Consider the following 24,552-nt stretch of genomic DNA (forward strand, 5'->3'; position numbering starts at 1 on the left):
CTGCCCCTGTCACTGTTCGGATGCAATGGCCCCGGGTTCACGGGCAGGGCGTCCGGCACCGCCGTGGCGGCTCGTAGACTCGTCTGCCGTGGATACGACCCTTCAGGACCCCCTGGTCGGGCACCTGCTCGACGGCCGCTACCAGGTGCAGGCGCGCGTCGCCGCCGGCGGCATGGCCACGGTCTACCGGGCCATGGACACCCGGCTGGACCGGGTGCTCGCCCTGAAGGTGATGCACCCCGCGCTGGCGGCCGACGCCGCGTTCGTCGACCGTTTCATCCGCGAGGCCAAGTCCGCCGCGCGGCTCGACCACCCCAATGTGGTGGGCGTCTACGACCAGGGTGCCGACGGCACGTACGTGTACCTGGCGATGGAGTACGTCGCCGGGTGCACGCTGCGCGACGTCCTGCGGGAGCGCGGCGCCCTCCAGCCGCGGGCCGCGCTGGACATCGTGGAGCCGATCCTGGCCGCGCTGGGCGCCGCCCACCGGGCCGGGCTGGTGCACCGCGACATGAAGCCGGAGAACGTCCTGATCGGCGACGACGGCCGGGTCAAGGTCGCCGACTTCGGCCTCGTGCGGACGGTGGACACCCACACCACCGCCTCGACCGGCTCGGTCCTGGGCACGGTCTCCTACCTGGCGCCCGAACAGATCGAGGACGGTACGGCCGGCCCGCCCGCGGACGTCTACGCGTGCGGTGTCGTGCTGTTCGAGATGCTGACCGGCGGCAAGCCGCACACCGGCGGCAGCGCGGCCCAGGTGCTCTACCAGCACCTGCACGAGGACGTGCCGGCCCCTTCCGCGTACGCGCCCGAGCTGGCGCCGCAGCTCGACGACCTGGTCGCCGCGGCCACCGCGCGCCGCCCCGAGCTGCGCCCGCAGGACGCGGTGACGCTGCTCGCACAGACCCGCGCGGTACGGGCCGAGCTGTCCGACGCGCAGTTGGACGCGGTGCCGCCGCAGGCCCACGAGGCGCCGGAGGACGGCTCGCGGACGGGCTCCGAGGACCGTACGAGCGTGCTGCCGCGGGTCGCCGGGCAGCCGCCGCTGCCCCCGGAGGAGCCGCTGAACCGGACCAGCAGACTGGAGGCCCCGGCACCGGACCCGGCGTCGGCGGACGGGCGGACCACCCGGCTGCGCCCGGCGGCCGCCGTCCCCCGGTCCGGGGCGTGGGCCGGGCTGCTGGGGGCCCGGCGCAGGACGGCCTCGGTGATCGCCGCCGTGCTGCTCACGCTGGTGGTGGGCGCGGGCGTCTGGTACATCAACTCCGGACAGTTCACCACCGTCCCGGCCGTGCTGGACATGACGCAGGCGAAGGCGGAGCAGACGCTGCGCGCGGAAGGCCTGGACGTGAAGGTCAGGCGGGCCTTCAGCCCCAACGTGGAGCGCGGCCACGTCATGGCCACGGACCCGGAGAACGGCGAGCGCATCCGCGGTACGGGCACGGTCACCGTCACCCTGTCCAAGGGCCCCGAGATCGTCCAGGTGCCCGACCTGGCGGGCACCCCGGTCGCCGACGCCAAGCGCAAGCTGCGCGACCTGGGGCTGACCGTCGGCACGGTGCACAAGGAATTCTCCGACGAGGTCGCCAAGGGGTCGGTGATCGGCACCGACCCGGCGGCGGGCAGCAAACGCCGGCCGGAGACCGCCGTCGCGCTCACGGTCAGCCGTGGTGCCGAGGTCGGCGTACCGGACGTGACCGGCCGGGACCGGGCGGACGCGGAGGCGACGCTGCGCGGCGCGGGCTTCGAGGTGAAGATCGCGGACGGTACGGTGCACTCCCCGCACGACAAGGGCACGGTCGCCCGGCAGTCGCCGGGACAGGGCGGCAAGCTGGGCCGGGGGGACACCGTGACGCTCACCCTCTCCGAGGGCCCCGAGATGGTGACCGTGCCGGACGTGACGGGCAAGAGCGCCGACGACGCGAAGCGGGCGCTGTCCGACGCGGGCTTCGAGGCCGAGGTCAAGAAGCCGTTCCTGTTCCCGAAGGACAAGGTCGAGAGCCAGTCGGTCGCGGGCGGCGAGCAGGCGGCGAAGGGCAGCAAGATCACGATCCGGCTGGCGAGCGTGCTGTGAGCCGGGGGCGCCCGCCCGGGGTCCGGGCGGGCCGCGCGCCACGGACGCGCCCGGCACGGGCTCCCGGCCGCTGTGAGCAAGGACGCCCGCCCGCGCTTCGGAACGGACGCTCCGCACCTGGCACCCTTGACGGGTGAGCATCTCCCCTTCCCCGCAGGACGCCCGTGCGCGCAACCCGGTCGGCGGCCATGTGCCGGTGGCCGGCGGCCTGGCCAAGGTCGGTATCCCGTACGCCCGTGACATCGGCGGCGAGGCCGTGCAGGTCTTCGTCGCCAACCCGCGTGGCTGGGCGACGCCGCCCGGCACCCCGCAGCAGGACGAGGCGTTCCGGGAGGCGTGCGAGCGGGAGTCCCTCCCGGCGTACGTGCACGCCCCGTACCTGATCAACTTCGGCTCGCACACCGCGGAGACCGTCGAGAAGTCCGTGGTCTCGCTGCGCCACTCGCTGCTGCGCGGCCGGGCGATCGGCGCGCGGGGCGTGGTGGTGCACACCGGCTCGGCGACCGGCGGGCGGCCCCGCGCCGAGGCCCTGGCGCAGGTACGCGAGCGGGTGCGCCCGCTGCTGGAGGAGCTGACGCACGACGACGACCCGTGGCTGCTGCTGGAGCCCACGGCGGGGCAGGGCGCCTCGCTGTGCGCGCTGGCTCAGGACCTGGGCCCGTACTTCGACGCGCTGGACCGGCATCCGAAGCTGGGTGTCTGCCTGGACACCTGCCACGCCTTCGCCGCCGGACACGACATGGCGGCGCCCGGCGGGATGAAGGCGCTGCTGGACGAGCTGGTCGACGTCACGGGCGAGGGGCGGCTGAAACTGATCCACGCCAACGACTCCAAGGATGTCGTCGGCGCCCACAAGGACCGCCACGAGAACATCGGCGCGGGGCACATCGGCGCCGACCCGTTCGGTGAACTGTTCCGTCACCCGGCCACGCTGGGCGTACCGCTGGTGATCGAGACGCCGGGCGGCAAAGAGGGGCACGCGGTGGACGTGGCCCGCCTGAAGGGGCTGCGCGACCCGGCCTGAGCCGGGAGGGCCGGCCGGTGGCCCGGCGCTGTCACGGCTCCGGGCCGTCGCCCGGTTCCTCCTGGTAGGAGTAGCGCTGCTCGCGCCACGGGTCGCCGAGGTTGTGGTAGCCGCGCTCTTCCCAGAAGCCGCGGCGGTCCGCCGTCATGTACTCGATGCCGCGCACCCATTTGGGGCCTTTCCAGGCGTACAGGTGCGGGACGATCAGCCGGACCGGGAAGCCGTGCTCGGCGGTGAGCAGTTCGCCGGAGCGGTGGGTGGCGAACAGGGATTTGGCGTCGGCGAAGTCGTCCAGCCCGAGGTTCGAACTGAACCCGTATTCGGCCCACACCATCACATGGGTGACGTCCGGGGCCGGCGGCGCGAGATCGAGGATCGTACGGGTGGAGACCCCGCCCCATTCGGCGCCGAGCATGCTGAATTTCGTGACGCAGTGCATGTCGGCCACAACGGTCGTATAGGGCAGCGCGGAGAATTCCTCGTGCGTCCAGCAGTGTTTGCCGCCGTCCGCGGTGGCGCCGAAAGCGCGGAACTCCCAGCGTTCGGGCCGGAACTTCGGCACCGGGCCGTAATGCGTGACCGGCCATCCCCGTTGCAGTCGCTGCCCCGGAGGCAGCAGAGGATGCTCCGCTTCGCGGCTTTCGGGCTGACCCATGCTCTCCATGGTGTCAGACCGTCCGGGGTGCCGGTGACCAGGGCGACAGCGATTCGGGCAACTCGTACTAAGCGTGCACTTACTGGACGCCCAGCTCGCGACGGTGCAAGGATGCGCGGCACCTGCCAGTACTCGCGTGGAAGGAGCCCGCTGCCATGCAGGGCGACCCCGAGGTCATCGAATTCCTCAACGAGCAGCTTACCGCCGAGCTGACCGCCATCAACCAGTACTTCCTGCACGCGAAAATGCAGGAGAACTTCGGCTGGACCAAGCTGGCCAAGTACACCCGGCACGAGTCGTTCGACGAGATGAAGCACGCGGAGATCCTCACCGACCGCATCCTCTTCCTCGACGGCCTGCCCAACTACCAGCGGCTCTTCCACGTCCGGGTGGGCCAGACCGTCACCGAGATGTTCCACGCGGACCGGCAGATCGAGGTGGAGGCGATCGACCGCCTCAAGCGGGGCATCGAGCTGATGCGGACCAAGGGGGACATCACCTCGGCCAACATCTTCGAGAGCATCCTGGCCGACGAGGAGCACCACATCGACTATCTGGACACGCAGCTCGAACTGATCGAGAAGCTCGGTGAGCCGCTGTACCTCGCCCAGGTGATCGAGCAGCCGGAGAGCTGAGGCGGTCCGCTCAAGCGAACCGTTCCTTCAGCGGGCCCGTACGGGTCGACGCCCCGGGCCGCACCCGATCGGCGCGCCACTCCCGGGGTCGCTTCAGGCTGCTTCCGGCAGGGCCCCGGGGGCCGTGTCCGGCGCTGCGGGAGGCGTGATGTCGTACGGGCCGCGCGACCCGGTGGCCGTCTCACCGGACGGCCCGGCGCCGAGCGGTTCGGGGGCGCCCTGGTCGATCAGCTCGCGCCGGGGGCACGCGCCCCGGCCGAGCAGCGCCTGGATGCGCCGGACGCAGCCACCGCAGTCGGTGCCGGCCTTGCAGGCGGAGGCGATCTGGCGCGGGGTGCAGGCACCGGACTCCGCGTGGTCACGGACCTGCTGCTCCGTGATGCCGAAGCACGAGCAGACGTACACGCGGGTCACCTCCGTCGACCTGTTCCGCAGTGAGGTTACCCTTACCTTACCCGGGACGAAAGACCGGTAACAACGCCGATGGGGCGCGGATCCTGTGATCCGCGCCCCATCGGCGTGTTCCGTACGGCCCGGCGGCCGCCGGGCTCACTGGTCCCGGTACATCTCCGCCACCAGGAACGCCAGGTCCAGCGACTGGCTGCGGTTGAGGCGCGGGTCGCAGGCGGTCTCGTAGCGCTGGTGCAGATCGTCGACGAAGATCTCGTCGCCGCCGCCCACGCACTCGGTGACGTCGTCGCCGGTCAGCTCGACGTGGATGCCGCCCGGGTGCGTACCGAGGCTCTTGTGCACCTCGAAGAAGCCCTTGACCTCGTCCAGCACGTCGTCGAAGCGCCGGGTCTTGTGACCGGAGGCGGCCTCGAAGGTGTTGCCGTGCATCGGGTCGCAGATCCAGGCGACCTGCGCGCCGGAGGCGGTGACCTTCTCGACCAGCTCCGGCAGCTTGGCGCGGATCTTGTCGGCGCCCATGCGGGTGATGAAGGTCAGCCGGCCCGGCTCGCGCTCCGGGTCGAGGCGCTCGATGAGCGTGAGCGCGTCCTCGGCCGTCGTCGTCGGGCCCAGCTTGACGCCGATCGGGTTGCGGATACGGGAGGCGAACTCGATGTGCGCGCCGTCCAGTTGACGGGTGCGCTCACCGATCCAGACCATGTGGCCCGAGACGTCGTACAGGTCGCCGGTGCGCGAGTCCGTACGGGTCAGCGCGGACTCGTAGTCCAGCACGAGCGCCTCGTGGGAGGCGAAGAACTCGACCGTCTTGAACTCCTCCGGGTCCACCCCGCAGGCGTTCATGAAGTTCAGCGCCCGGTCGATCTCGCGCGCCAGCGCCTCGTACCGCTGCCCGGAGGGGGAGGACTTCACGAAGTCCTGGTTCCAGGCGTGCACCTGACGCAGGTCGGCGTAGCCGCCGGTGGTGAAGGCCCGGACGAGGTTCAGCGTCGCGGCGGAGGCGTGGTACATCCGCTTCAGGCGCTGCGGGTCCGGGATGCGGGCCGCCTCGGTGAACTCGAAACCGTTGACGGAGTCGCCGCGGTAGGTCGGCAGCGTCACGCCGTCGCGGGTCTCGGTCGGCTTGGAGCGCGGCTTGCTGTACTGGCCGGCGATCCGGCCGACCTTGACGACCGGCACGGAGCCCGCGTACGTCAGGACCGCGCCCATCTGGAGCAGCGTCTTGAGCTTGTTGCGGATGTGCTCGGCCGAGACGGCGTCGAACGCCTCCGCGCAGTCGCCGCCCTGGAGCAGGAACGCCTCGCCGCGGGCGACCGCCGCCAGGCGCTCGCGCAGTTGGTCGCACTCGCCGGCGAAGACGAGCGGCGGATAGGACTCCAGCTCGGCGATCACATCGCGCAGAGCCTCTTGGTCCGGCCATTCAGGCTGCTGCGCCGCGGGCAGGTCTCGCCAGGTGTTGCCACCGGCGTGGGTTTCAGCGTTCACGGTCACGCGTCAACTTTACGGGGTCCGGACGGGGGTCCATCTCGCCGACCGGGATGTGAGACGAAGGTCCCACTCCGACGGTCCGGTTCCGCTTCGGTGGTCCGGTCCCTGATCACCGGCCCGGTCCCGCTCCGGTGGTCCGGCCGGCGGCGCGGGGCATCAGTCCGGTACGGAGTCCTCCGGAGCGCCGTGGGCGATGGCGGCCAGTGTGCCCAGCGCGTGCGCCAGGTCGTCGAGCGCGGGGGCCGCCAGGGCGACGCGGACGGCGTTGGGGGCGGGCGCGGCGCCGTGCGCGCCCTCCGGGCCGACGGCGAACGCGGCGGCCGGGGTGACGGCGATGCCGTGCCGGGCGGCGGCCGCGAGGAAGGTCTCGGCCCGCCACCCCTCGGGCAGCTCCCACCAGGCGAAGTACGAGGCCGGATCGGCCCGTACCCGGAAGCCGGCGAGGTGGTCGCGCAGCAGTGCCTGCCGGGCGGCGGCGTCCCGGCGCTTGGCCTCGACGATCGTCGCCAGCACGCCGTCGAGCAGCCAGCGGACCGCGGCGTTCAGGGCGAAACCGCCGGCCGTCCAGCCGCCGGAGCGCAGGGCGGCGGCGACCCGGCCGGTGTGCGCGGGCGGCGCGAGGACCAGGCCGACGGTCAGGCCGGGCGCCAGGCGCTTGGAGAGGCTGTCGACCAGGAGCGTGCGCTCGGGGGCCAGGGCGGCCAGTGGCGGGAGGCCGGCCTGCCGGGCGTCGTCGAGGAGGAAGGACCAGACGCTGTCCTCGACGGCCCACAGGTCCAGTGCGCGCAGCGTCTCGGCCAGCTCGGCGCGGCGTCCGGCGGGCATGGTCACGCCGAGCGGGTTGTGCAGGGTCGGCTGGAGGTAGACGGCGTGCAGCGGGGCGCCGCGGTGGGCTTCCCGTACGGCGTCCGGGCGCACGCCGTGCCCGTCGCCGGCCAGGGGTACGAGGGTGCAGCCGAGGCGGGCGGCGACGGACTTGACCAGGGGGTAGGTCAGCGCTTCGACGCCGAGGCGGCCGCCGGGCGGCACCAGTGAGGCGAGCGCGCCGGCGATGGCCTGGCGGCCGTTGCCCGCGAACAGCAGGCCGGCGGGGTCGGGGCGGAAGTCCGCGCGGGTCAGGAGGGCGGCGCAGGCCTCGCGGGCGGGCGCGGAGCCGGTGGCGGGGGCCACGGCCAGGGCCGCGCTCAGGACGTCGGGGCGCAGCAGGGGCTCCAGCCCGCGGGCGAGGAGGGCGGCCTGCCCGGGGACCTCGGGGTAGTTGAGTTCGAGGTTGGTCCGGGTGCGGCGGGCGGGGTCGGCGGGTTCGGCGAGCGCGGGCCCGGGGGCGTGCTGGGCGGCGCGTACGTAGGTGCCGCGGCCGACCTCGCCGACGGTCAGGCCGCGGCGGGCCAGTTCGCGGTAGACGCGGGTGGCGGTGGAGCCGGCGATGCCGTGGGCGCGGGCGAAGGCGCGCTGGGTGGCGAGCCGGTCGCCGGGGCGCAGGCGCCCGGCGGCGATGTCGGCCGCGACGGCGTCGGCGATACGACGGTAGTCCTCCACGGGCCCTCCCGGCCGTCGTGCCATGCACCGGCATTGCACCGAGTGCAATGTTTTCATTGCACCGCGATGATGCGCGCCCTAGCATCGGGCCGTCAACAGGCCGACCGCCACGAACCGACACACCGACGAACCGACGGACAGGGGCAGTCGTGCTGCGCACAGCCATGGTCAACGGCATCACCACCGCATACGAGGACACCGGAGGCACCGGAGACACCGAAGGCACCGAAGGCACCGGAGACACCGGCGGGGAAACGGTCCTTCTGGTCCACGGGCATCCCTTCGACCACACGATGTGGGCCCCGCAGACCGCCACACTGGCCGCCGCCGGCCACCGCGTCCTCGTCCCGGACCTGCGCGGCTACGGCGCCTCCCAGGTGGTGCCGGGCCCGACCCGCCTGGAGACCTTCGCGGCCGACCTCGCCGCCCTCCTGGACCACTTGGAGGTGCGCGACCGCATCGTCCTCGGCGGCCTGTCGATGGGCGGCCAGATCGCCATGGAGTTCGCCCGCCGCTTCCCCGGGCGGCTGCGGGCCCTCGTCCTCGCGGACACCTCCGCCGGCGCCGAGACCCCCGAAGGCCGCCGGAACCGCGACGCCATGGCCGACCGGCTGCTGCGCGAAGGGATGCGCGGCCACACGGAGGAGGCCCTGGCCAAGATGGTCTCGCCGCGCACCGTCGCCACCCGGCCCGCCGTCGCGGACCACGTACGGCGCATGATGCTCGGCACGCCGCCCGAGGGCGCGGCCGCCGCGCTCCGCGGCCGCGCGAAGCGCCCCGACTACACCGACTCGCTGACTCGCCTCGCCGTACCCGCCCTCGTCCTGACCGGCCGCGACGACACCTACACCCCGGTCGCCGACGCCGAGTTCCTGCGCGCCCGCATCCCGGACGCGCGGCTGACCGTCATCGAGGACGCCGCGCACCTGCCCAACCTGGAACAGCCCCGGGCCTTCGACGCCGCGCTGACCGCCTTCCTCCGGACGCTTCCCGCGGCTCCCGCCGCGGCACCGCTCCGGCGGCCCGCCCTCGGGTAGGGTGACGCCCATGCACGCGCAACCGGCCATGAACATGAACTGGTGGTGGACCGCTCATCCGGCGGCCCACTGATCGCGCGTACCACTGACATCGCGAAGGCCGCCCGAGGGGCGGCCTTCCGTGGTGTGCGGGCCGTTCCTCCCCTCCTGGAAGGAACCGCCGCCATGCCTCGCTCCACCGCCGACGTCCTGCGCCGCCTGCTGGCCCCCGGCTGCCCGCCGTTCGCCCTGCTGCACCGCCGTACGCCCGGCCGCCCCGCCGCCGACACCGTCGAGGTGCTGGTCGGCGCGGTGACCGAGGTGCCGCGACTGGCCGACATCCCGCTCGGCGACGGTGTGCCAGCGGGCGGCGCGGCGGTCACCGACGCGCTGGCGCTCGTACCGTTCCGGCAGATCCGCGAGCGCGGGTTCGACGTCCGCGACGACGGCACGCCGCTGGCCGTCCTGCGCCCGGCCGAGACGTACGAACTGCCGTCGGCCGAGGTGCTGGCGCACCTGCCCGCCCATCAGGTCCGGGTGGAAGGCGGTGCCTTCGACGTCGGCGACGACGCGTACGCCGGGATCGTCGAGCGCGTCCTGCGGGACGAGATCGGGACCGGCGAGGGCGCCAACTTCGTCATCCGGCGCACCTTCCAGGGCGCCATCCCGGACTTCGGCACGGCCGACGCGCTGGCCCTGTTCCGGCGGTTGCTGGCCGGTGAGCGCGGCGCGTACTGGACGTACGTCGTGCACCGGCCGGGCGTACGCACGCTGGTGGGCGCCAGCCCCGAGGTGCACGTGCGGATGTCCGGCGGGACGGTCGTGATGAACCCGATCAGCGGCACCTACCGCTACCCGGACGGGGGCCCGAGCGCGGAGCACCTGCTGGAGTTCCTGGGCGACCGCAAGGAGGTGGAGGAGCTGTCCATGGTCGTCGACGAGGAGCTGAAGATGATGTGCACCGTCGGCGACAAGGGCGGTGTGGTGATCGGGCCGCGCCTCAGGGAGATGGCGCACCTCGCGCACACCGAGTACGAGCTGCGCGGGCGCTCCTCGCTCGATGTGCGCCAGGTGCTGAAGGAGACGATGTTCGCCGCGACCGTCGTCGGCTCGCCGGTGCAGAACGCCTGCCGGGTGATCGGGCGCCACGAGGCGGGCGGGCGCGGCTACTACGCCGGTGCGCTGGCCCTGATCGGGCGGGACGCGGGCGGCGCGCAGACGCTGGACTCGCCGATCCTGATCCGTACGGCGGACATCGGCGCGGACGGCGGGCTGCGGGTGGCGGCCGGCGCCACGCTCGTGCGGGCCTCCGACCCGCGCGCCGAGGTCGCCGAGACGCACGCCAAGGCCGCCGGGGTGCTGACCGCGCTCGGCGTGCGCCCCGCGCCGGACCGCGGCGCGGACGCGGACCGGCGGCCCCGGCTGGCCGACGACCCGCGGGTGCGGGCCGCGCTCGACGCCCGCCGCGCGGACCTCGCGCCCTTCTGGCTGCGGATGCAGAGCGCCGAGCCGACCGCCGCGCTCTCCGGGCACGCGCTGGTGATCGACGCGGAGGACACCTTCACCGCGATGCTGGCACACCTGCTGCGCGCCTCGGGGCTGACGGTGACCGTGCGCCGGTACGACGAGCCGGGGCTGCGGGACGCCGCGGCGGCCCACGAGGGGCCGGTGGTGCTCGGCCCCGGCCCCGGCGACCCGGCGGACGCCGCCGACCCGAAGATGCGGCTGCTGCGCGCGCTGACCGCGGAGCTGGTCCGCGGCCACCGGCACGGCCTGCTCGGCGTCTGCCTCGGCCACGAGCTGATCGCGGCGGAACTGGGCCTGGAGATCGTCCGCAAGGAGGTGCCGTTCCAGGGCGCGCAGGAGCGCATCGACTTCTTCGGCCGCCCGGAGACCGTCGGCTTCTACAACACCTTCACGGCCCGCTGCGACGAGGCGGCGGTGGCCGAACTGGCCATGCACCGGGTCGAGCTGAGCCGGGACGCGGGCACCGGTGAGGTGCACGCGCTGCGCGGCCCGGGCTTCGCGGGGGTGCAGTTCCACCCGGAGTCCGTGCTGACGCTGGACGGGGCGGCGATCACCGCGCACCTGCTGGCCGCTGTCCTGGTGTGACGAGGAGGTTCTCGTTGGTGCGGCCGGCCAGGTAGTCCTCGACATTGCGTACGGTGGCGTCGACGATCTGGCCGACCGCGTCCTCGGTGAAGTACGCCTGGTGCGAGGTGACCAGCACGTTCCCGAAGGTCATCAGGCGGGCGAGGGTGTCGTCGTGGATGACTTCGAGGGACTTGTCGAAGAAGAAGAGTCCGGCCTCCTCCTCGTAGACGTCCAGACCGACACCGGCGAGCCGGCCGGCCTTGAGGGTCTCCACCAGCGCCGCGGTGTCGACGAGGCCGCCGCGGCTGGAGTTGACCAGGATCGCGTCGTCCTTCATGGCGGCCAGCGCGGCGGCGTCGACGAGGTGGCGGGTCGATTCCATCAGCGGCACGTGCAGGCTGATCAGGTCCGACTCGGCGAACAGCCGGTCCTGGTCGACATAGCGCAGGCCCAGCTCGGTGCAGCGCGGGTTCTCGGCGATGTCCCAGCCCAGCAGGTTCATCCCGAAGCCGTGGGCGATCCGGGTGAACGCCTCGCCGATCTTGCCGGTGCCGAGCACGCCGACGGTGCGGCCGTGCAGGTCGCGGCCCATCAGCCCGTCGAGGCGGAAGTCGAAGTTGCGGGTGCGGTTGGCGGCCCGGACGATCCGGCGGTCGACGGCCAGGGCCAGCCCCCAGGCGAACTCCGCGACCGAGTACGGCGAGTAGGAGGAGACCCGGCCGACGGTCACGCCGAGGTCGGCCGCGGCCTGGAGATCGATGTTGTTGTAGCCGGTGGCACGCTGGGCGATCATCTTCGTGCCGCCCACCGCCAGCTCCTGGATCACCTCGGCGCACAGGTCGGCGTTGACGCTGACGCTGACCACCTCGTAGCCCGCGGCGATGGGGGCGGTGTCGCGGTTGAGGAAGACGTCGAGGCAGCGGACCTGGTGGCGGCCGGCGAAGGCCTCCGCCAGCAGCGGCCGCTCGTCCGCCTGCACGCCGAACGCGATGATCTCCACGGTGTCTCCCGACGTTGCCGGTCATGCGGTCCGGTCACCTTCGCCCGCTTCGGGGCATATGCGGCGACACGGCCGAATATACGGCGCGGAGCGCGACCCGGCCGCCCGCCCGGCACGCACGGCGACGTCCGGGCGGGTACGGCGACACGCGGGCGCGTACGGCGCCGTGCGGGTCCGGCCGCACGCCGCCCGCCGGCTCAGCCGAAGAAGACCCCCGCCTCCGCGTACAGCTTCGGGTCGACGGTCTTGAGCTTCGCGGTCGCCTCCGCCAGCGGCACCCGGACGATGTCCGTGCCGCGCAGGGCGACCATCGTCCCGTAGTCGCCGTCGCGCACCGCGTCGATCGCGTGCAGACCGAAGCGGGTGGCCAGCCAGCGGTCGAAGGCGCTGGGCGTGCCGCCGCGCTGGGTGTGGCCGAGCACCGTCGTACGGGCCTCCTTGCCCGTACGGTCCTCGATCTCCTTGGCCAGCCACTCGCCCACGCCCGACAGCCGCACGTGCCCGAACGAGTCCGTCGACCCGTCCTTGAGGACCATCTGGCCGTCCTTGGGCATGGCCCCTTCGGCGACCACCACGATCGGCGCGTACCGCACCTTGAAGCGGGACTCGATCCAGGCGCAGACCTGGTCGACGTCGAAGCGCTGCTCGGGGATGAGGATGACGTTGGCGCCGCCGGCCAGGCCGGAGTGGAGCGCGATCCAGCCCGCGTGGCGGCCCATGACCTCGACGACCAGGACGCGCATGTGCGACTCGGCGGTGGTGTGCAGCCGGTCGATGGCTTCGGTGGCGACGCCGACGGCGGTGTCGAAGCCGAAGGTGTAGTCGGTGGCGGACAGGTCGTTGTCGATCGTCTTGGGCACGCCGACGCAGGGCACGCCGTACTCGCCGGAGAGCCGGGCGGCGACGCCGAGGGTGTCCTCACCGCCGATCGTGATCAGCGCCTCGACCTCCTCCTTGGCGAGGGTGTCCTTGATCCGGCGGACGCCGTCCTGCTGCTTGAGGGGGTTGGTCCGCGAGGAGCCGAGGACCGTGCCGCCGCGGGGCAGGATGCCGCGTACGGCGGGGATGTCGAGCGGTACCGTGTCGCCCTCCAGGGGGCCGCGCCAGCCGTCCCGGAAGCCGACGAAGTCGTAGCCGTACTCCTGGACGCCCTTGCGCACCACGCCTCGGATGACCGCGTTGAGACCGGGGCAGTCACCGCCGCCGGTCAGTACTCCGACCCGCATCGCTTCTTCACCTTCATCCCGTGAGGGGCCGCGCACCCGCCGGTGGCCGCGCGCGGCCGTGCTGTGCCGACGCCGGTCACGCTAATGGTGACGCACGTCACCCAGGGATGGGGAGGAAAGCGAATTCCCCGGAAACGCCGGGGACTTGGCGCGATGCGTTCACTCGTACGAGAGCATTGCACCCACGCGGCCGACGCCTCACGGGACGTACGGACCGGCTCGGGACCGAGGTCCGGCCCCGGCAATCAGACCTCGTCGAGGCCGCGTTCTATCGCATACCGGACCAGTTCGACGCGGTTGTGCAACTGGAGCTTGCCCAGGGTGTTCTGCACGTGGTTCTGGACCGTGCGGTGCGAGATGACCAGCCGCTCGGCGATCTGCTTGTACGACAGCCCCTTGGCGACCAGGCGCAGCACCTCGGTCTCCCGCTCGGTGAGCTGCGGCGCGCCCGGCTCGTCCTCGGCGGCCGGGGCGGGCTCGGTCGCCAGCCGGCGGTACTCCCCCAGCACCAGCCCGGCCAGGCCCGGCGTGAACACCGGGTCGCCGGCCGCCGTACGGCGCACCGCGTCCAACAGTTCCTCGGTGCTGGCCGACTTGAGCAGATAGCCCGTCGCGCCGGACTTGACGGCCTCCAGCACATCGGCGTGCTCGCCGCTGGCGGAGAGCACCAGCACCCGCAGCGCGGGATCGGCGCCGACCAGCTCCCGGCAGACCGTCACCCCGGGCAGGCCCGGCAGATTGAGGTCCAGCACCAGGACGTCGGGCGCCGCGGCCTGCGCGCGACGCACCGCCTGTGGCCCGTCCCCGGCCGTCGCCACCACCTCGAACCCGGCCTCGGCCAGGTCGCGGGCGACCGCGTCCCGCCACATCGGGTGGTCGTCGACCACCATCACCCGCACGCTCTGCGGCTCGCTCACGCCGTGCTCCTGCCCCGTTTCCGGCCCTCGGGCGCACCGCCCTTGGGGACTTTCAGCTCCACTTCCGTGCCCTGGCCGGGGACCGAGATCCACTCGGCGCTGCCGCCCAGGTCCCGCAGCCGGCCGCGGATCGACAGGGCCACCCCCAGCCGGCCCTCGCGCTCGGCGTCCGCGAGGCGGCCTTCGGGAATGCCGGGGCCGTCGTCCCGGACCGTCACGACCACCTCGTCCGGCTCGTCCTCCACCAGGATCCACGCCTGCGCCCCGGCACCCGCGTGCACCCTGACATTGTCCAGGGCGGCGCTGACAGCGGCCGCCAGCTCCGCGGCGGCGGCCGCCGGGAGCACGACGGGCGCGCCCGGCTCGGAGAACGTGACGCGGGCGCCGGCGTGCGGCGCCAGCAGGGCCCGTATGTCGCAGGGCCCGGCGTCGGGGCCGTCCGCGGCACACGGCACCGGCGTGGCCGACGCCTCCTCCGGGGTGCGGACCGCGGCGTCCCCGGTACCGGAGCCGGCCGTGCGCGGCGGCACCAGCCCGCTGGAGACCAGCGTGCGCAGCGCGACCTCCTGCTCGCCCGCCATCCGGCCCAGCTCGGCCGCCTCGCCGCCGATCGCGGCACCGCGCCGCTGCACCATGGCCAGGACCTGGAGGACGCTGTCGTGGATGTCCCGGGCCAGCCGCTCCCGCTCACGGGTGGCGGCCTCGATCTGGAGGGCGCGGGCGAGGGTGCGCTCACTGGCGCGGGCCACCTCGACCACGTAGCCGATGGCGACGCTGGCCACCCACACGAGCACCACGTTGTGGATGGTGTCGCGGGCGAACTCCTGGCGCTCGACCAGGTTGACGACGGCGACCAGCGCGGAGGCCACCGCGGCCCAGCGCCAGCCGCCCTTGATGGCGAAGCCGAGCACCGCGCCCGCCGTCCAGATGGAGGGCAGCGTCGGCCCGCCGCCCATGATCCGGGCGTGGCTGTCCGCCACCAGGGTGAGCAGGATGCCGCCGAGCGCGAAGGACAGGTCGCCGATGAGGAAGGCCCGGGTGCAGCGCTCCGCCGAGGTCGTACGGCGCCAGGTGAAGGCCATCCACACGGTCAGCGCCGTCATGTAGGCGGCGGCGACGAGGGGGTGGGCGTACTCGCGGTAGGAGACCACGAACAGGACCAGGACGTAGGCCAGGGTCAGGACGCGGTATCCGGTCAGCGCCCGCCACAGCGGGAGCTCCACGGACATCCGGACCGCGCGCTGCGGCCGTCCCCTGCCCTTGCCCTTGCCCGCCACCGTGCCGGCCGCGGGCCGTATCTCTGCCTCTGCCATTTCGCCCCCACCCTGTGCCGGGGCGCGACTACGCCCCGGTGCCGGTCCTGCCCTGCTGGTCCGCGGCCGGTGCGGCCTGTCCCTTGCCGGCCTTGGCCGCCTTCTCCGCCTCGGCCTTCTTCTTGGCCGCCTCCGCGATCTGCCGCTTGGCGGCGGTCGCGTAGATGTCCACGTACTCCTGGCCCGACAGCTTCATGATCTCGTACATGACCTCGTCGGTCACCGAGCGCAGGATGAAGCGGTCGCCCTCCATGCCGTGGTACCGGCTGAAGTCCAGCGGCTTGCCGATGCGGATGCCGGGCCGGATCATCTTCGGCATCACCTTGCCCGGCGGCTGCACCTTCTCCGTGTCGATCATCGCGACGGGGATGACCGGGGCGCCGGTGGCCAGCGCCACCCGGGCCAGGCCGCCGGGCTTGCCGCGGTAGAGCCGGCCGTCCGGCGAACGGGTGCCCTCCGGGTAGATGCCGAACAGCTCACCGCGCTCCAGCACCTCGATGCCGCTCTTGATCGCCGCCTCGCCCGCGCCGCGCCCGCCCGAGCGGTCCACGGGAAGCTGGCCGACCCCCTTGAAGAACGCGGCGGTCAGTTTGCCCTTGACGCCCGGGGAGGTGAAGTACTCGGCCTTGGCGATGAAGGTGACCTTGCGGTCGAGCACCGCGGGCAGGAAGAAGGAGTCCGAGAAGGACAGATGGTTGCTCGCCAGGATCGCGGGTCCCGTTGCGGGGATGTTCTCCAGGCCCTCCACCCAGGGACGGAAAGCCAGCTTCAGCGATCCGCCGATGGAAAACTTCATTGCGCCGTAGATCAACCCACTGCCTCCTGTGTGTGACGCAAAGACCTTAACCTGCCCCGGCGGCCCCCTCTTCTCGGCGGGCTCCGAGGGGGCCGCCGGACCTACCCGCCCGGCGCCGCTCCGCGTAGGCTTCCGGTGACCCGCGCAACCCGTTGCCGCCCGGCCCCTCACCGATCGGAGTCCCCGGTGCCGCTGCTTCCCGGAGCCGAGCCGTTCCGCCGCGACGGCGGCCGGACCGGCGTCCTCGTCTGCCACGGTTTCACCGGCTCCCCCCAGTCCGTACGCCCCTGGGCCGAGTACCTGGCCGACCGCGGCCTGACGGTCTCCCTCCCGCTGCTGCCCGGCCACGGCACCCGCTGGCAGGACATGCAGCTCACCACCTGGCAGGACTGGTACGCCGAGGTCGACCGCGAGCTGCGGTCGCTGTCCGAGCGGTGCGAGCGGGTCTTCGTGTGCGGCCTGTCGATGGGCGGCGCGCTGGCGCTGCGGCTGGCCGAGCGGCACGGTCCGGCCGTCAGCGGTCTGGTGCTGGTCAACCCGGGCAACAAGGTGCACGACGCCGCCGCCCCGCTGCTGCCGGTGCTGCGGCATCTGGTCCGTACGACCAAGGGCCTGGTCAACGACATCGCCAAGCCCGGGTCCGAGGAGATCGGCTACCACCGGGTGCCGCTGCACGCCGCGCACTCACTGCGCCGCTTCTTCCAGCTCGTCGACGCCGAACTGCCCCGGGTCACCCAGCCCTTGCTGGTGATGACCAGCCCGCAGGACCATGTCGTGCCGCCCGCCGACTCCGAGCGCATCCTGAGCCGGGTGTCCTCGAAGGACGTACGGCAGACGCTGCTGGAGCGCAGCTTCCACGTCGCCACGCTCGACCACGACGCCGAGCGGATCTGCCAGGACACCTACGACTTCATCGCCCGTCTGGCGCCGAGCGTGCGCGCGGGCGTGAAGAGTGAGGAGACGGCTTCCGGTGGAGGAGCGTAGCCCCCGCGATCCCCGCGATCCGCTGGACGAGGAAGCCGCCTGGGCCGAGATCGTGGCCGGGTACGGCACGGCGCCCGCCTTCCCGGACGAGGAGGGGCCGTCCGGTACGGGCCCGAAGGCGGCCGGCGGGCCGTCCGGCGGCGACGGTACGGGCCCCGGGCCGGACCGCGCCGATCCGGCCGAGTCGGGCAAGGACGGTGCCGACGGCGGGCGGCGGGCCGACGGCAAGCCCCCGGAGAAGACCGGCCCGGGGCGTCCGGACCGCCCCGACCGCACGGACCCGGACGACGGCGGTCCGACGGTCGAGGAGCGCCCGCGCGGCGAGTCCTCTCCCGGCGCGCCGGACCGGCCGGGCGGCAACTCCGTCGGCAGCTTCGTGGTCTTCGCGCCCGGGGTCGGCCCGCGCGACTGGTCGGCGTCCGAGGCGTCCGACGGCGACGCCGACGGGACGGACGAGGGGCACTTCGTGCCGCCCGAGCCGCCTCCGCTGCCGAAGGGCGACGCGACGGCCACGTTCGCCTGGATCGCGGTGCTCGGCGGGCCGCTGCTGCTGGTGCTGATGGTGCTGTTGCAGCAGCCCGTCACCTGGTGGATCACGCTGCTGGGCATCGGCGGTTTCCTGGGCGGCTTCGCCACGCTCGTGGCCCGGATGAAGCACGACGACGAGGACGACGAGGACCTGCCCGGCGGTGGCGCGGTCGTATGACCGCACCGGCCGCCGCGGGCGGCCGGACCCCCGTCCCCCGCCCGGGCAGGGGTTCACCCTCGCGCGCCGGGTGTCCTGAGCGATGTTGACGCTCCGAACGGGGAGGATCACGCCGAGTATCCGGCCGTGTTCCCGGGAGGACCCCGTGCGCCATCCGCTCTCGTCATCATGCCCACGTCCACGTCGTCGGGCCCGGGTGGCCACGGCCGCCGCGGCGGCCGCCGCGGTGACGGGCCTGCTGGCCACCACGCCCGCCGCCGCCGGCCCGCCGCGGCAGGTCCCGGGGCCGGGGGGCGCGGTGGTCTCCCTGGGTGACTCCTACATCTCCGGCGAGGCCGGGCGCTGGGCCGGCAACACCGACGCCAACCCGGCCAACTACCCCCGCATCGACGCGCTGGGCCCGACCGCGTACTTCGACAACGCGGACCGCACCGCCGAGCGGATCGCGAAGTGCCACCGCTCGCGCTCCGCCGAGATCCACCTCGGACTGCCCGGCACCGCGAGCGAGAACCTGGCCTGCTCCGGTGCCCGTACCGACTCCTTCCTCGCCCCGAAGGGCGTCGCCAAGCCGGGCCTGGACTTCTCCTACGCGGCGGGCGTGCCCGGCCAGGCCGGACAACTGGAGGAGTACGCCCGCGACCACCACGTGGACATGGTCGCCGTCTCGGTCGGCGGCAACGACTTCCGCTTCGGCGACGTGGTCACGTCCTGCGTCCTGGCATACCTGAGCCCGCTGCCGAAGTCGTGCAGCCAGGACGCGGCCAACCGGGCCAGGTTCTCCGACCGGGCGGTGGAGCAGCGGGCGGACGACATCGCGGGCGGGCTGCGCAACGTCGGGCGGGCGATGCTGCGGGCGGGCTACGAGGCCGACGAGTACGACGTGGTCGTGCAGAACTACCCGGCCCCCATCCCGCACGGCCGCGACTTCCGCTACCCGGCGGCGCTGGGCGCGCGCCAGACGCTGGGCGGCTGCGCGTTCACCGACCGGGACGCCGACTGGGCGGTGGACACGGTGCTGCCGGCGGTCAGCCGTGCGGTCGAGCGGGGCATCGACAAGAGCGGGCTGGCCAACGTCCGTTTCCTCGACCTCACGCACAGCTTCGACGGGCACCGCCTGTGCCAGCGCGGCGTCGGGCTGGTCGAGCCGGTGCGCGGCACGGTGAGCCGGTGGACCGACCCGGGGGCCGCCGACAAGACCGAGTGGGTGAGCTGGGTACGGACGGTCACCGCGGTGCTGCCGCCGTTCCAGACGCAGGAGGCGCTGCACCCGAACCACTGGGGCCAGTTGGCGCTGCGGAACTGCCTGCGGCAGGCGTACACCGCGGTGAACAGCGACAAGGCCCCCAAGAGCCGGCTCACCTGCACCGGCGGCGGCCCCGGCCTCAACGAGCGCGGTGAACCGCGGATGAAGCTGTCCTGAGCCGCGCCGGGTGCCGGTTACGCGGCCGGCACCCGCAGGACGGCCAGCACCGGCAGGTGGTCCGTGGCGGCGAGCAGGTCGCCGCGGCGAACGCCCGGCAGGTCGTACGGTACGCCGCAGGCCAGCACCTCGACGCCGTCGGTCGTGAAGACGGCGTCGATGCGCTGGTGCGGGTCGTGGGGCGTGGAGGTGAACTCCCCGCCCCACGGCGCCGCCGCCCAGGCGTCGGTGAGCGAGCCCGCCAGCAGCCGGAAGGCACGCCCGTCCGGCCGGTCGTTCAGGTCGCCGGCCGCGACGGCGTACGGGGTGTCCAGCGCGCGCAGCCGCTCCAGCAGCAGGCCCGCCTGGGCGAGGCGCTCGTCGGCCCGGAGGCTGAGGTGATGGCTGAGCAGGCCGATCCTGGCGCCCCCGACCCGTACCACCGCGGTCGCGAAACCGCGCTGGTGCAGGCCGGGGGTGCGGGGCAGCAGGACGTCCTCGGTGCGTTCCACGTGGGCGCGCAGCGAGGACAGGATCATCGGGCCGGCGGCGGTGGCGCCGCCCGTCACGTACACCAGGTCCGTCGCCCGGCAGAGCTTCGCCACGCTCTTGCGCCAGCGGAAGAAGCGCGGCGCCTCCTGCACGAACACGACGTCCGGGGCGCAGGCCCGGATCACCCGGGCCAGCGCCGCGCGGTCGTCGCGCAGGGACCGGACGTTGTAGCTGAGCACGCGGAGCACGGCCGAGCCGCTCCGCTCCGCTCCGTCTCCGTGCGATGCGAGGTCCTGGGAAGCGGAGCCCGGCCCGGTCCGGGCCGCGGGCAGCTCGGCCGGCACCGCGGGTCAGCCCTGGCGCGCCAGGTCGGCGGCGCCGACCAGTCCGGCCTTGCCGCCGAGCTGGGCGGCGAGCACCTGGGCGTGCGGCCGCCACTGGTTGCCCACCAGCCAGCGGCGGAAGGACTTGCGGATCGGGTCGAGGACCAGTTCGCCCTCGTCCGAGACGCCGCCGCCGACGATGAAGGCGGACGGGTCGAAGAGCGAGGCCAGGTCGGCCAGGCCCGCGCCGGCCCAGCGGGCCAGTTCGCGGAAGGAGTCGACGGCGACCGGGTCGCCCTGGCGGGCGGCCTCACTGATGTGCCGGCCCTCGATGCCCGCGGAGGTGCCGTCGCCCAGCGACAGCAGGACCTCGGCGTTCTCGGGGGTGGCGAAGGCGCGCTGGCGGGCGTAGCGCAGCAGGGCGCGGCCGGAGGCGTACTGCTCCCAGCAGCCCTGGCTGCCGCAGCCGCACAGCAGGCCGTCCGGTACGACGCGGATGTGGCCGAACTCGGCGGCGACGCCGAACCGGCCGCGGCGCAGCTTGTTGCCGATGATGATGCCGCCGCCCAGGCCGGTGCCCAGGGTGATGCAGATGACGTCGCTGTGGCCCTGGCCGGCGCCGAAGCGGTACTCGCCCCAGGCGGCCGCGTTGGCGTCGTTCTCGACGACGACGGGCAGGCCGACGCGCTGCTCGACCTTGTCCTTCAGCGGCTCGTGGCGCCAGTCGATGTTGGGCGCGAACAGGACGGTGGCCCGCTTCTCGTCCACGTAGCCGGCGGCGCCGATGCCGACGGCCTCGACCTGGTGGTCGGCGCCGACGGTGCGGACCGCGTCGGCGATGGCCTCCGTCAGCTCGTCGGTGGCCTGCGGGGTCGGCACCTTGCACGTTTCGAGGATCGTGCCCTCTTCGTCGACCACGCCGGCCGCGATCTTCGTGCCGCCGATGTCGACGCCGATGGTGAGTCCCATGTGTCCCTCAGTTATTGGTCGTACCCCGCCGCGTACAACCGTACCGGAGTGCGGGGCGGCGCCCGTGCCCTCCGGCGGGGGACGCGGGTCAGTCGAGGTCGATCCGCTCGGTGCCCGTCGGCCCGTCGTCGTCGCGGCGGGAGCCCTGGTCACCGCGCTGGTCGCGGGCGTCACCCGGGCCGTCGCCGGTGTCCGGTCCGGTGGCCTCCCGCGCGTCGGCCGGCGCGGCCTCGCCCGCCGCCTCGCGGGTCCAGCGGCGCTCGCCGCTCTCGACGGCCGAGCGGTAGGCGGCCAACAGCTCGGACCCGGCGGCGGCGAGGTGGTCGAAGACCTCCGGGTTGCGCTCGACGACCGGCTCGACGGCGGCCTTGGCCTGCCGGAAGAGCTGCTGTACGGCGCCCTGCGCGGCCATTCCGGCGAGCGCGCCCGGCAACTGGAGGCCGGCGAGCTTGTCGGTGAAGGCCTCCGCGAGGCGGCGCAGCTCCTCGGCGGCGCTGCCCGGCGGCGGGCCGTACTGCGCGCGACGCCGGGCCTTCTCGGCCGCGAGGTCCTCGGCACAGGCCGTTTCCCAGGCATCGGCGTCGAACTGGTCCGTACGGTCGGCGGGGCGCTCGGTGGCATCGCTCATGGCGGACTCACTCCTGCGGCGGCGAGGCGGATCTGGACCCGTCGCGTGCGCGGCGGGTTCGCGGCGGTGCTGCTTCTCCCGACGTTACCCGAACGGCGGCGGGCCGTTCAGCGACCGCGGGGCCAGAGGTCCGGGTCGGGAGTGAAGCGGATGTGCAGCGCGCCGTCGCGCAGCCCTGCGCCGGAGACCGAGCAGCGGCGCAGCGCGGAGGGCAGGGTGCGTATCCGCCGAAAGCGGCCGACGGTGACGATGACCTCGTCACCGCGCCGCAGCAGTCCGAGGCCGTCGCGTTCGGCGCCCGGCAGCGGCACCCGCCACACGAGGATGCCGTCCGAGGCGAGCCGGTCCTCGACGGTCCAGGGGTCCGCGGTGTCGCCGGGTACGGCCGGTTTCCCCGTGGCCCCGCGGACCAGCGCGTCCAGCTCTTCGAGGCCCTCGGGGTCGCGTCCCAGGTGGGGCACCTCGACGACCGGCGCTTCGGGGAACTCCGCGCGCAGCGCCTTGAGCGCGCTCTGCTGCTGTCCGGAGAGGGCGGCCAGGAACGGGTCGGCCGACCCGGTGGGCAGCAGCCGGTTCACGACGACGGCGTCGGTGCGGTGGCCGTACAGGGCGAGGCCCGAGCGCACCTCGCGCAGGTCCGCGACGGCGGCCGGGCCCGCTTCGGTGACGATCCGTACGGTCGTGCCGGGGTGGTCGATGATCCGCTGCACGGCGGCGAGTTCGTGCTCCCAGCGCTCCGCGGCCTCGTACAGCTTCTGCGTGGGCATCTGGACGCCCGCCAACTGCGCCAGCACCGGCCGCAGCGCGCGGGCGGCCTGTCGCTCGGGCGGCAGCAGGCGGCGCAGGTAGCGGCGTGCCTGGCCGGGCAGGGCGAGCAGGGCGACGGCGTCGGCGGCGGGCGGCATGTCGACGACGACCGTCCGCGGGCCGTCGGGCCCACCGGCCGCCTCATGGGCCGCGCGCAGCTCGTGGAGCAGCGCGAACGCTTCCGCGCCCGGCAGTTCGGTCAGTTCGTCCTCGTCCAAGGGGGCGGCGCCGAGGAGGTCGAGGGCGGCTGCCGCGCGCTCCTGGAAGGCGAGGGTCTCGCGGCGGAAGTGGTCGCCGGCGTCGACGCACCGGGCGTGCAGGCCGGGGGCGACGGGCACCGGGCCGTCGCCGGGGCGGCCGAGGCGGGTGCCCAGGACGCGTTCCGCCGCGCCGCCGCAGGCGGTGAGCAGCAGGACGCGCTCACCGCGGCGGGCACCGGCCAGTGCGGTGGCGGCGGCGAGGGTGGTGCGGCCGGCGCCGCCGGGGCCGGTGACGAGGACGGTACGCACGGTCAGAGGCTCTTGGCCTCGCCGGCGGGGGCCGCGGGGCCGCTCTCGACGCGCTTCTTCAGCCCGTCCAGCGCGCGGTCGATGATGACCTTCTCGGCCTTCCGCTTGATCATGCCGAGCATCGGGATCTTGACGTCCACGGTGAGCTGATACGTCACTTCGGTGTGCGCGCCGTCGGCCAGCGGGACCAGCCGGTAGGAGCCGTCGAGCGTGCGCAGCATCTGGGACTTCACCAGCGACCACTTCACCTCGTGGTCGCTGATCCAGGTGTAGGCGAGGGTGTGGTCGTCCTTGATCGCGCCGGCGTCCAGCAGCAGGCGGACCTGCTCGGCACGGCCCTGGTCGTCCTTGCTGAGGATCTCGGCCTCCTTGACCTCGCCGGTCCAGTCCGGGTAGCGGTCGAAGTCGGCGATCACTCCCATCACCTCGGCGGGTGCCGCCTCGATCGTGATGCTAGAGCTGGTGTGTTCGGCCATCGCCGTGACTCCTCCATGCCGATTCGTGCCGGTCCGCCAGACGCGTATCCCTGCTGCTGAAGGCTACCGCGCGGCGAAAGGGGCCCGGACAGGCTCCCCGGCCGATCCGGTCGGCCCCGGCGGCGGCCCCCGAAGGTCCTTCGGAGACGGCCCTCAGGAGGCTCCCGGGAAAGATCCGGGAAAGGGTCCCGGAAAGGTCCCCGGGCGATCCTTCGGAAGGCCGTCACCACTCCAGGACGTACGGCGTTCCCGTCGCGTTGAAGTGCCCCACGTTGACGCACTCGGTGGCACCGACGCGTACCCGCGGGGCCAGCGGCTGATGCACGTGTCCGAAGAGCGCGTAGCGGGGGCGGGTCCGGCGGATCGCGTCCAGCAGGGCCGCGCTGCCGCGTTCGAAGCGGCGGGCGACGACGTCGTAGCACAGCTCCGGGACGTCCGGCGGGATGTGGGTGCACAGCACGTCCACCTCGCCGACGGCCTCGACCTTGGCGGCGTACTCCTCGTCGCTGATCTCGTACGGGGTGCGCATCGGCGTCGTCAGTCCGCCGCCGACGAAGCCGAAGACGCGGCCGCCGATCTCCACCCGCTCACCGTCCAGGACGGTGGTGCCGGGCCGGGCGTACTCGGGCCACAGGTGAGGGAGGTCCACGTTGCCGTACGTGGCGTACGTCCGCTCGGGGAGAGCGGCGAACAGTTCGGCGTACTGCCGGCGGACGGCTGCCTCGATGACGGCCGTCCGGCCGCCGCCCTCGCGTTCGACGGCGCCCCAGAGCCGCCGGCCCAGCGCGCGGGCCTCCTCGAAGCGGCGGGCGGTGCGCAGCTCGACCAGCCGGTGGGCGTTCTCGACGCCGAAGAGGTCGGGGAAGATGCCGCGCGAGTGGTCGGCGTAGTCGAGGAAGAGCACCAGGTCGCCCAGACAGACCAGGGCGTCGGCCCCGTCGCCCGCCGTGGCGAGGTCCCGCCCGTTGCCGTGTACGTCGCTGACCACATGCACTCGCATGACGGTCACCCTAGATCGAAAGGCGTACGGCCGGGAGGGGGTTGGACGTGCCGCCGGGAGAGGGGTCCGAC

At 73.6% G+C, this 24,552-nt stretch carries 23 protein-coding genes; 8 read left to right on the forward strand and 15 right to left on the reverse strand.

Annotation, left to right across the window (positions count from 1 at the left end):
- The first annotated feature begins 88 nt into the window (after positions 1–88).
- Together pknB and ACH4EB_RS01120 are read left to right on the forward strand one after the other, a co-directional pair.
- Positions 89–2,077, forward strand: a complete 1,989-nt coding sequence (gene pknB / locus ACH4EB_RS01115; protein ID WP_398345141.1) for a Stk1 family PASTA domain-containing Ser/Thr kinase — start codon at positions 89–91, stop codon at positions 2,075–2,077.
- Positions 2,078–2,210: 133 nt separating this feature from the next.
- Positions 2,211–3,101, forward strand: a complete 891-nt coding sequence (locus ACH4EB_RS01120) for a deoxyribonuclease IV (protein ID WP_398345142.1) — start codon at positions 2,211–2,213, stop codon at positions 3,099–3,101.
- A gap of 31 nt (positions 3,102–3,132) precedes the next feature.
- On the opposite strand, the gene ACH4EB_RS01125 is transcribed toward ACH4EB_RS01120, so the two are convergent.
- Positions 3,133–3,765 (reverse strand): sulfite oxidase-like oxidoreductase, encoded by a 633-nt coding sequence (locus ACH4EB_RS01125; RefSeq protein WP_398345143.1) that lies wholly within the window; start codon positions 3,763–3,765, stop codon positions 3,133–3,135.
- A gap of 146 nt (positions 3,766–3,911) precedes the next feature.
- Here ACH4EB_RS01125 and bfr point away from each other — a divergent pair, with 146 nt between their 5' ends.
- Positions 3,912–4,391 carry a bacterioferritin gene (bfr, locus tag ACH4EB_RS01130; RefSeq protein WP_398345144.1) on the forward strand — a complete coding sequence of 160 codons (480 nt, stop codon included), beginning with the start codon at positions 3,912–3,914 and terminating at the stop codon, positions 4,389–4,391.
- A gap of 93 nt (positions 4,392–4,484) precedes the next feature.
- Here the strand turns inward: bfr and ACH4EB_RS01135 are convergent, their stop codons facing one another.
- From ACH4EB_RS01135 to ACH4EB_RS01145, 3 genes are all read right to left on the reverse strand, one after another.
- Positions 4,485–4,796 (reverse strand): bacterioferritin-associated ferredoxin, encoded by a 312-nt coding sequence (locus ACH4EB_RS01135; protein WP_398345145.1) that lies wholly within the window; start codon positions 4,794–4,796, stop codon positions 4,485–4,487.
- Between the two features lie 144 nt (positions 4,797–4,940).
- Complete coding sequence (locus ACH4EB_RS01140) at positions 4,941–6,284, reverse strand: class II 3-deoxy-7-phosphoheptulonate synthase (protein ID WP_398345711.1); 1,344 nt, start codon at positions 6,282–6,284, stop codon at positions 4,941–4,943.
- 159 nt (positions 6,285–6,443) lie between these two features.
- Positions 6,444–7,826 carry a PLP-dependent aminotransferase family protein gene (locus ACH4EB_RS01145; RefSeq protein WP_398345146.1) on the reverse strand — a complete coding sequence of 461 codons (1,383 nt, stop codon included), beginning with the start codon at positions 7,824–7,826 and terminating at the stop codon, positions 6,444–6,446.
- Positions 7,827–7,990: 164 nt separating this feature from the next.
- Here ACH4EB_RS01145 and ACH4EB_RS01150 point away from each other — a divergent pair, with 164 nt between their 5' ends.
- On the forward strand, positions 7,991–8,863 hold the full coding sequence (locus ACH4EB_RS01150) for an alpha/beta fold hydrolase (protein ID WP_398345712.1): 873 nt from the start codon (positions 7,991–7,993) through the stop codon (positions 8,861–8,863).
- A 165-nt stretch (positions 8,864–9,028) separates the two neighbouring features.
- On the forward strand, positions 9,029–10,954 hold the full coding sequence (locus ACH4EB_RS01155) for an anthranilate synthase family protein (RefSeq protein ID WP_398345147.1): 1,926 nt from the start codon (positions 9,029–9,031) through the stop codon (positions 10,952–10,954).
- Here the strand turns inward: ACH4EB_RS01155 and ACH4EB_RS01160 are convergent.
- From ACH4EB_RS01160 to ACH4EB_RS01180, 5 genes are all read right to left on the reverse strand, one after another.
- Positions 10,920–11,936, reverse strand: a complete 1,017-nt coding sequence (locus ACH4EB_RS01160; protein ID WP_398345148.1) for a 2-hydroxyacid dehydrogenase — start codon at positions 11,934–11,936, stop codon at positions 10,920–10,922. The two genes, ACH4EB_RS01155 and ACH4EB_RS01160, sit on opposite strands and share 35 nt — an antisense overlap.
- A 197-nt stretch (positions 11,937–12,133) precedes the next feature.
- Positions 12,134–13,162 carry a 6-phosphofructokinase gene (locus tag ACH4EB_RS01165; RefSeq protein ID WP_398345149.1) on the reverse strand — a complete coding sequence of 343 codons (1,029 nt, stop codon included), beginning with the start codon at positions 13,160–13,162 and terminating at the stop codon, positions 12,134–12,136.
- Positions 13,163–13,407: 245 nt separating this feature from the next.
- Complete coding sequence (locus tag ACH4EB_RS01170) at positions 13,408–14,052, reverse strand: response regulator (protein WP_398345713.1); 645 nt, start codon at positions 14,050–14,052, stop codon at positions 13,408–13,410.
- Between the two features lie 23 nt (positions 14,053–14,075).
- Complete coding sequence (gene macS, locus ACH4EB_RS01175; protein ID WP_398345714.1) at positions 14,076–15,308, reverse strand: MacS family sensor histidine kinase; 1,233 nt, start codon at positions 15,306–15,308, stop codon at positions 14,076–14,078.
- A gap of 112 nt (positions 15,309–15,420) precedes the next feature.
- Positions 15,421–16,188 carry a lysophospholipid acyltransferase family protein gene (locus ACH4EB_RS01180; protein WP_398345150.1) on the reverse strand — a complete coding sequence of 256 codons (768 nt, stop codon included), beginning with the start codon at positions 16,186–16,188 and terminating at the stop codon, positions 15,421–15,423.
- Between the two features lie 186 nt (positions 16,189–16,374).
- On the opposite strand from ACH4EB_RS01180, the gene ACH4EB_RS01185 reads away from it, so the two are divergent.
- The 3 genes from ACH4EB_RS01185 to ACH4EB_RS01195 all read left to right on the forward strand — a co-directional run bounded on the left by ACH4EB_RS01185 (position 16,375) and on the right by ACH4EB_RS01195 (position 19,298).
- Complete coding sequence (locus tag ACH4EB_RS01185; protein ID WP_398345151.1) at positions 16,375–17,172, forward strand: alpha/beta hydrolase; 798 nt, start codon at positions 16,375–16,377, stop codon at positions 17,170–17,172.
- Positions 17,159–17,878 carry a hypothetical protein gene (locus ACH4EB_RS01190; protein ID WP_398345152.1) on the forward strand — a complete coding sequence of 240 codons (720 nt, stop codon included), beginning with the start codon at positions 17,159–17,161 and terminating at the stop codon, positions 17,876–17,878. Before ACH4EB_RS01185 ends, ACH4EB_RS01190 begins: the two co-directional genes overlap by 14 nt.
- A 196-nt stretch (positions 17,879–18,074) precedes the next feature.
- Entirely contained in the window at positions 18,075–19,298 is a 1,224-nt protein-coding gene (locus tag ACH4EB_RS01195) for a hypothetical protein (RefSeq protein WP_398345153.1), read from the forward strand.
- A gap of 17 nt (positions 19,299–19,315) precedes the next feature.
- On the opposite strand, the gene ACH4EB_RS01200 is transcribed toward ACH4EB_RS01195, so the two are convergent.
- The 6 genes from ACH4EB_RS01200 to ACH4EB_RS01225 form a co-directional block, all read right to left on the reverse strand.
- On the reverse strand, positions 19,316–20,017 hold the full coding sequence (locus ACH4EB_RS01200) for an endonuclease/exonuclease/phosphatase family protein (RefSeq protein WP_398345154.1): 702 nt from the start codon (positions 20,015–20,017) through the stop codon (positions 19,316–19,318).
- A gap of 102 nt (positions 20,018–20,119) precedes the next feature.
- The gene (locus tag ACH4EB_RS01205; RefSeq protein WP_398345156.1) at positions 20,120–21,061 is read right to left on the reverse strand and encodes an ROK family glucokinase; all 942 of its coding nucleotides are present in this window, start codon (positions 21,059–21,061) and stop codon (positions 20,120–20,122) included.
- A gap of 88 nt (positions 21,062–21,149) precedes the next feature.
- A complete protein-coding gene (locus tag ACH4EB_RS01210; protein WP_398345157.1) occupies positions 21,150–21,689 on the reverse strand; it encodes a DUF5304 domain-containing protein in 540 nt (179 codons plus the stop codon).
- Positions 21,690–21,796: 107 nt separating this feature from the next.
- Positions 21,797–23,005, reverse strand: a complete 1,209-nt coding sequence (locus ACH4EB_RS01215; RefSeq protein WP_398345158.1) for an ArsA family ATPase — start codon at positions 23,003–23,005, stop codon at positions 21,797–21,799.
- Between the two features lie 2 nt (positions 23,006–23,007).
- Positions 23,008–23,481 (reverse strand): SRPBCC family protein, encoded by a 474-nt coding sequence (locus ACH4EB_RS01220; RefSeq protein ID WP_398345159.1) that lies wholly within the window; start codon positions 23,479–23,481, stop codon positions 23,008–23,010.
- A 223-nt stretch (positions 23,482–23,704) separates the two neighbouring features.
- Positions 23,705–24,469, reverse strand: a complete 765-nt coding sequence (locus ACH4EB_RS01225; protein WP_398345715.1) for a metallophosphoesterase — start codon at positions 24,467–24,469, stop codon at positions 23,705–23,707.
- Positions 24,470–24,552 lie beyond the last annotated feature (83 nt).

Origin of the sequence: Streptomyces sp. NPDC018045 (assembly GCF_044327445.1) — a bacterium.
GTDB lineage: Bacteria > Actinomycetota > Actinomycetes > Streptomycetales > Streptomycetaceae > Streptomyces.

What these genes read in the sequence shown, in the direction of transcription:
- ACH4EB_RS01180 (WP_398345150.1), bottom strand. Translation starts at nt 16,188, where the DNA reads ATGAAGTTTTCCATCGGCGGATCGCTGAAGCTGGCTTTCCGTCCCTGG.
- ACH4EB_RS01205 (WP_398345156.1), bottom strand. Translation starts at nt 21,061, where the DNA reads ATGGGACTCACCATCGGCGTCGACATCGGCGGCACGAAGATCGCGGCC.
- ACH4EB_RS01125 (WP_398345143.1), bottom strand. Translation starts at nt 3,765, where the DNA reads ATGGAGAGCATGGGTCAGCCCGAAAGCCGCGAAGCGGAGCATCCTCTG.
- ACH4EB_RS01165 (WP_398345149.1), bottom strand. Translation starts at nt 13,162, where the DNA reads ATGCGGGTCGGAGTACTGACCGGCGGCGGTGACTGCCCCGGTCTCAAC.
- ACH4EB_RS01210 (WP_398345157.1), bottom strand. Translation starts at nt 21,689, where the DNA reads ATGAGCGATGCCACCGAGCGCCCCGCCGACCGTACGGACCAGTTCGAC.
- bfr (WP_398345144.1), top strand. Translation starts at nt 3,912, where the DNA reads ATGCAGGGCGACCCCGAGGTCATCGAATTCCTCAACGAGCAGCTTACC.
- ACH4EB_RS01170 (WP_398345713.1), bottom strand. Translation starts at nt 14,052, where the DNA reads ATGGTGGTCGACGACCACCCGATGTGGCGGGACGCGGTCGCCCGCGAC.
- macS (WP_398345714.1), bottom strand. Translation starts at nt 15,308, where the DNA reads ATGTCCGTGGAGCTCCCGCTGTGGCGGGCGCTGACCGGATACCGCGTC.
- ACH4EB_RS01220 (WP_398345159.1), bottom strand. Translation starts at nt 23,481, where the DNA reads ATGGCCGAACACACCAGCTCTAGCATCACGATCGAGGCGGCACCCGCC.
- ACH4EB_RS01150 (WP_398345712.1), top strand. Translation starts at nt 7,991, where the DNA reads ATGGTCAACGGCATCACCACCGCATACGAGGACACCGGAGGCACCGGA.
- ACH4EB_RS01155 (WP_398345147.1), top strand. Translation starts at nt 9,029, where the DNA reads ATGCCTCGCTCCACCGCCGACGTCCTGCGCCGCCTGCTGGCCCCCGGC.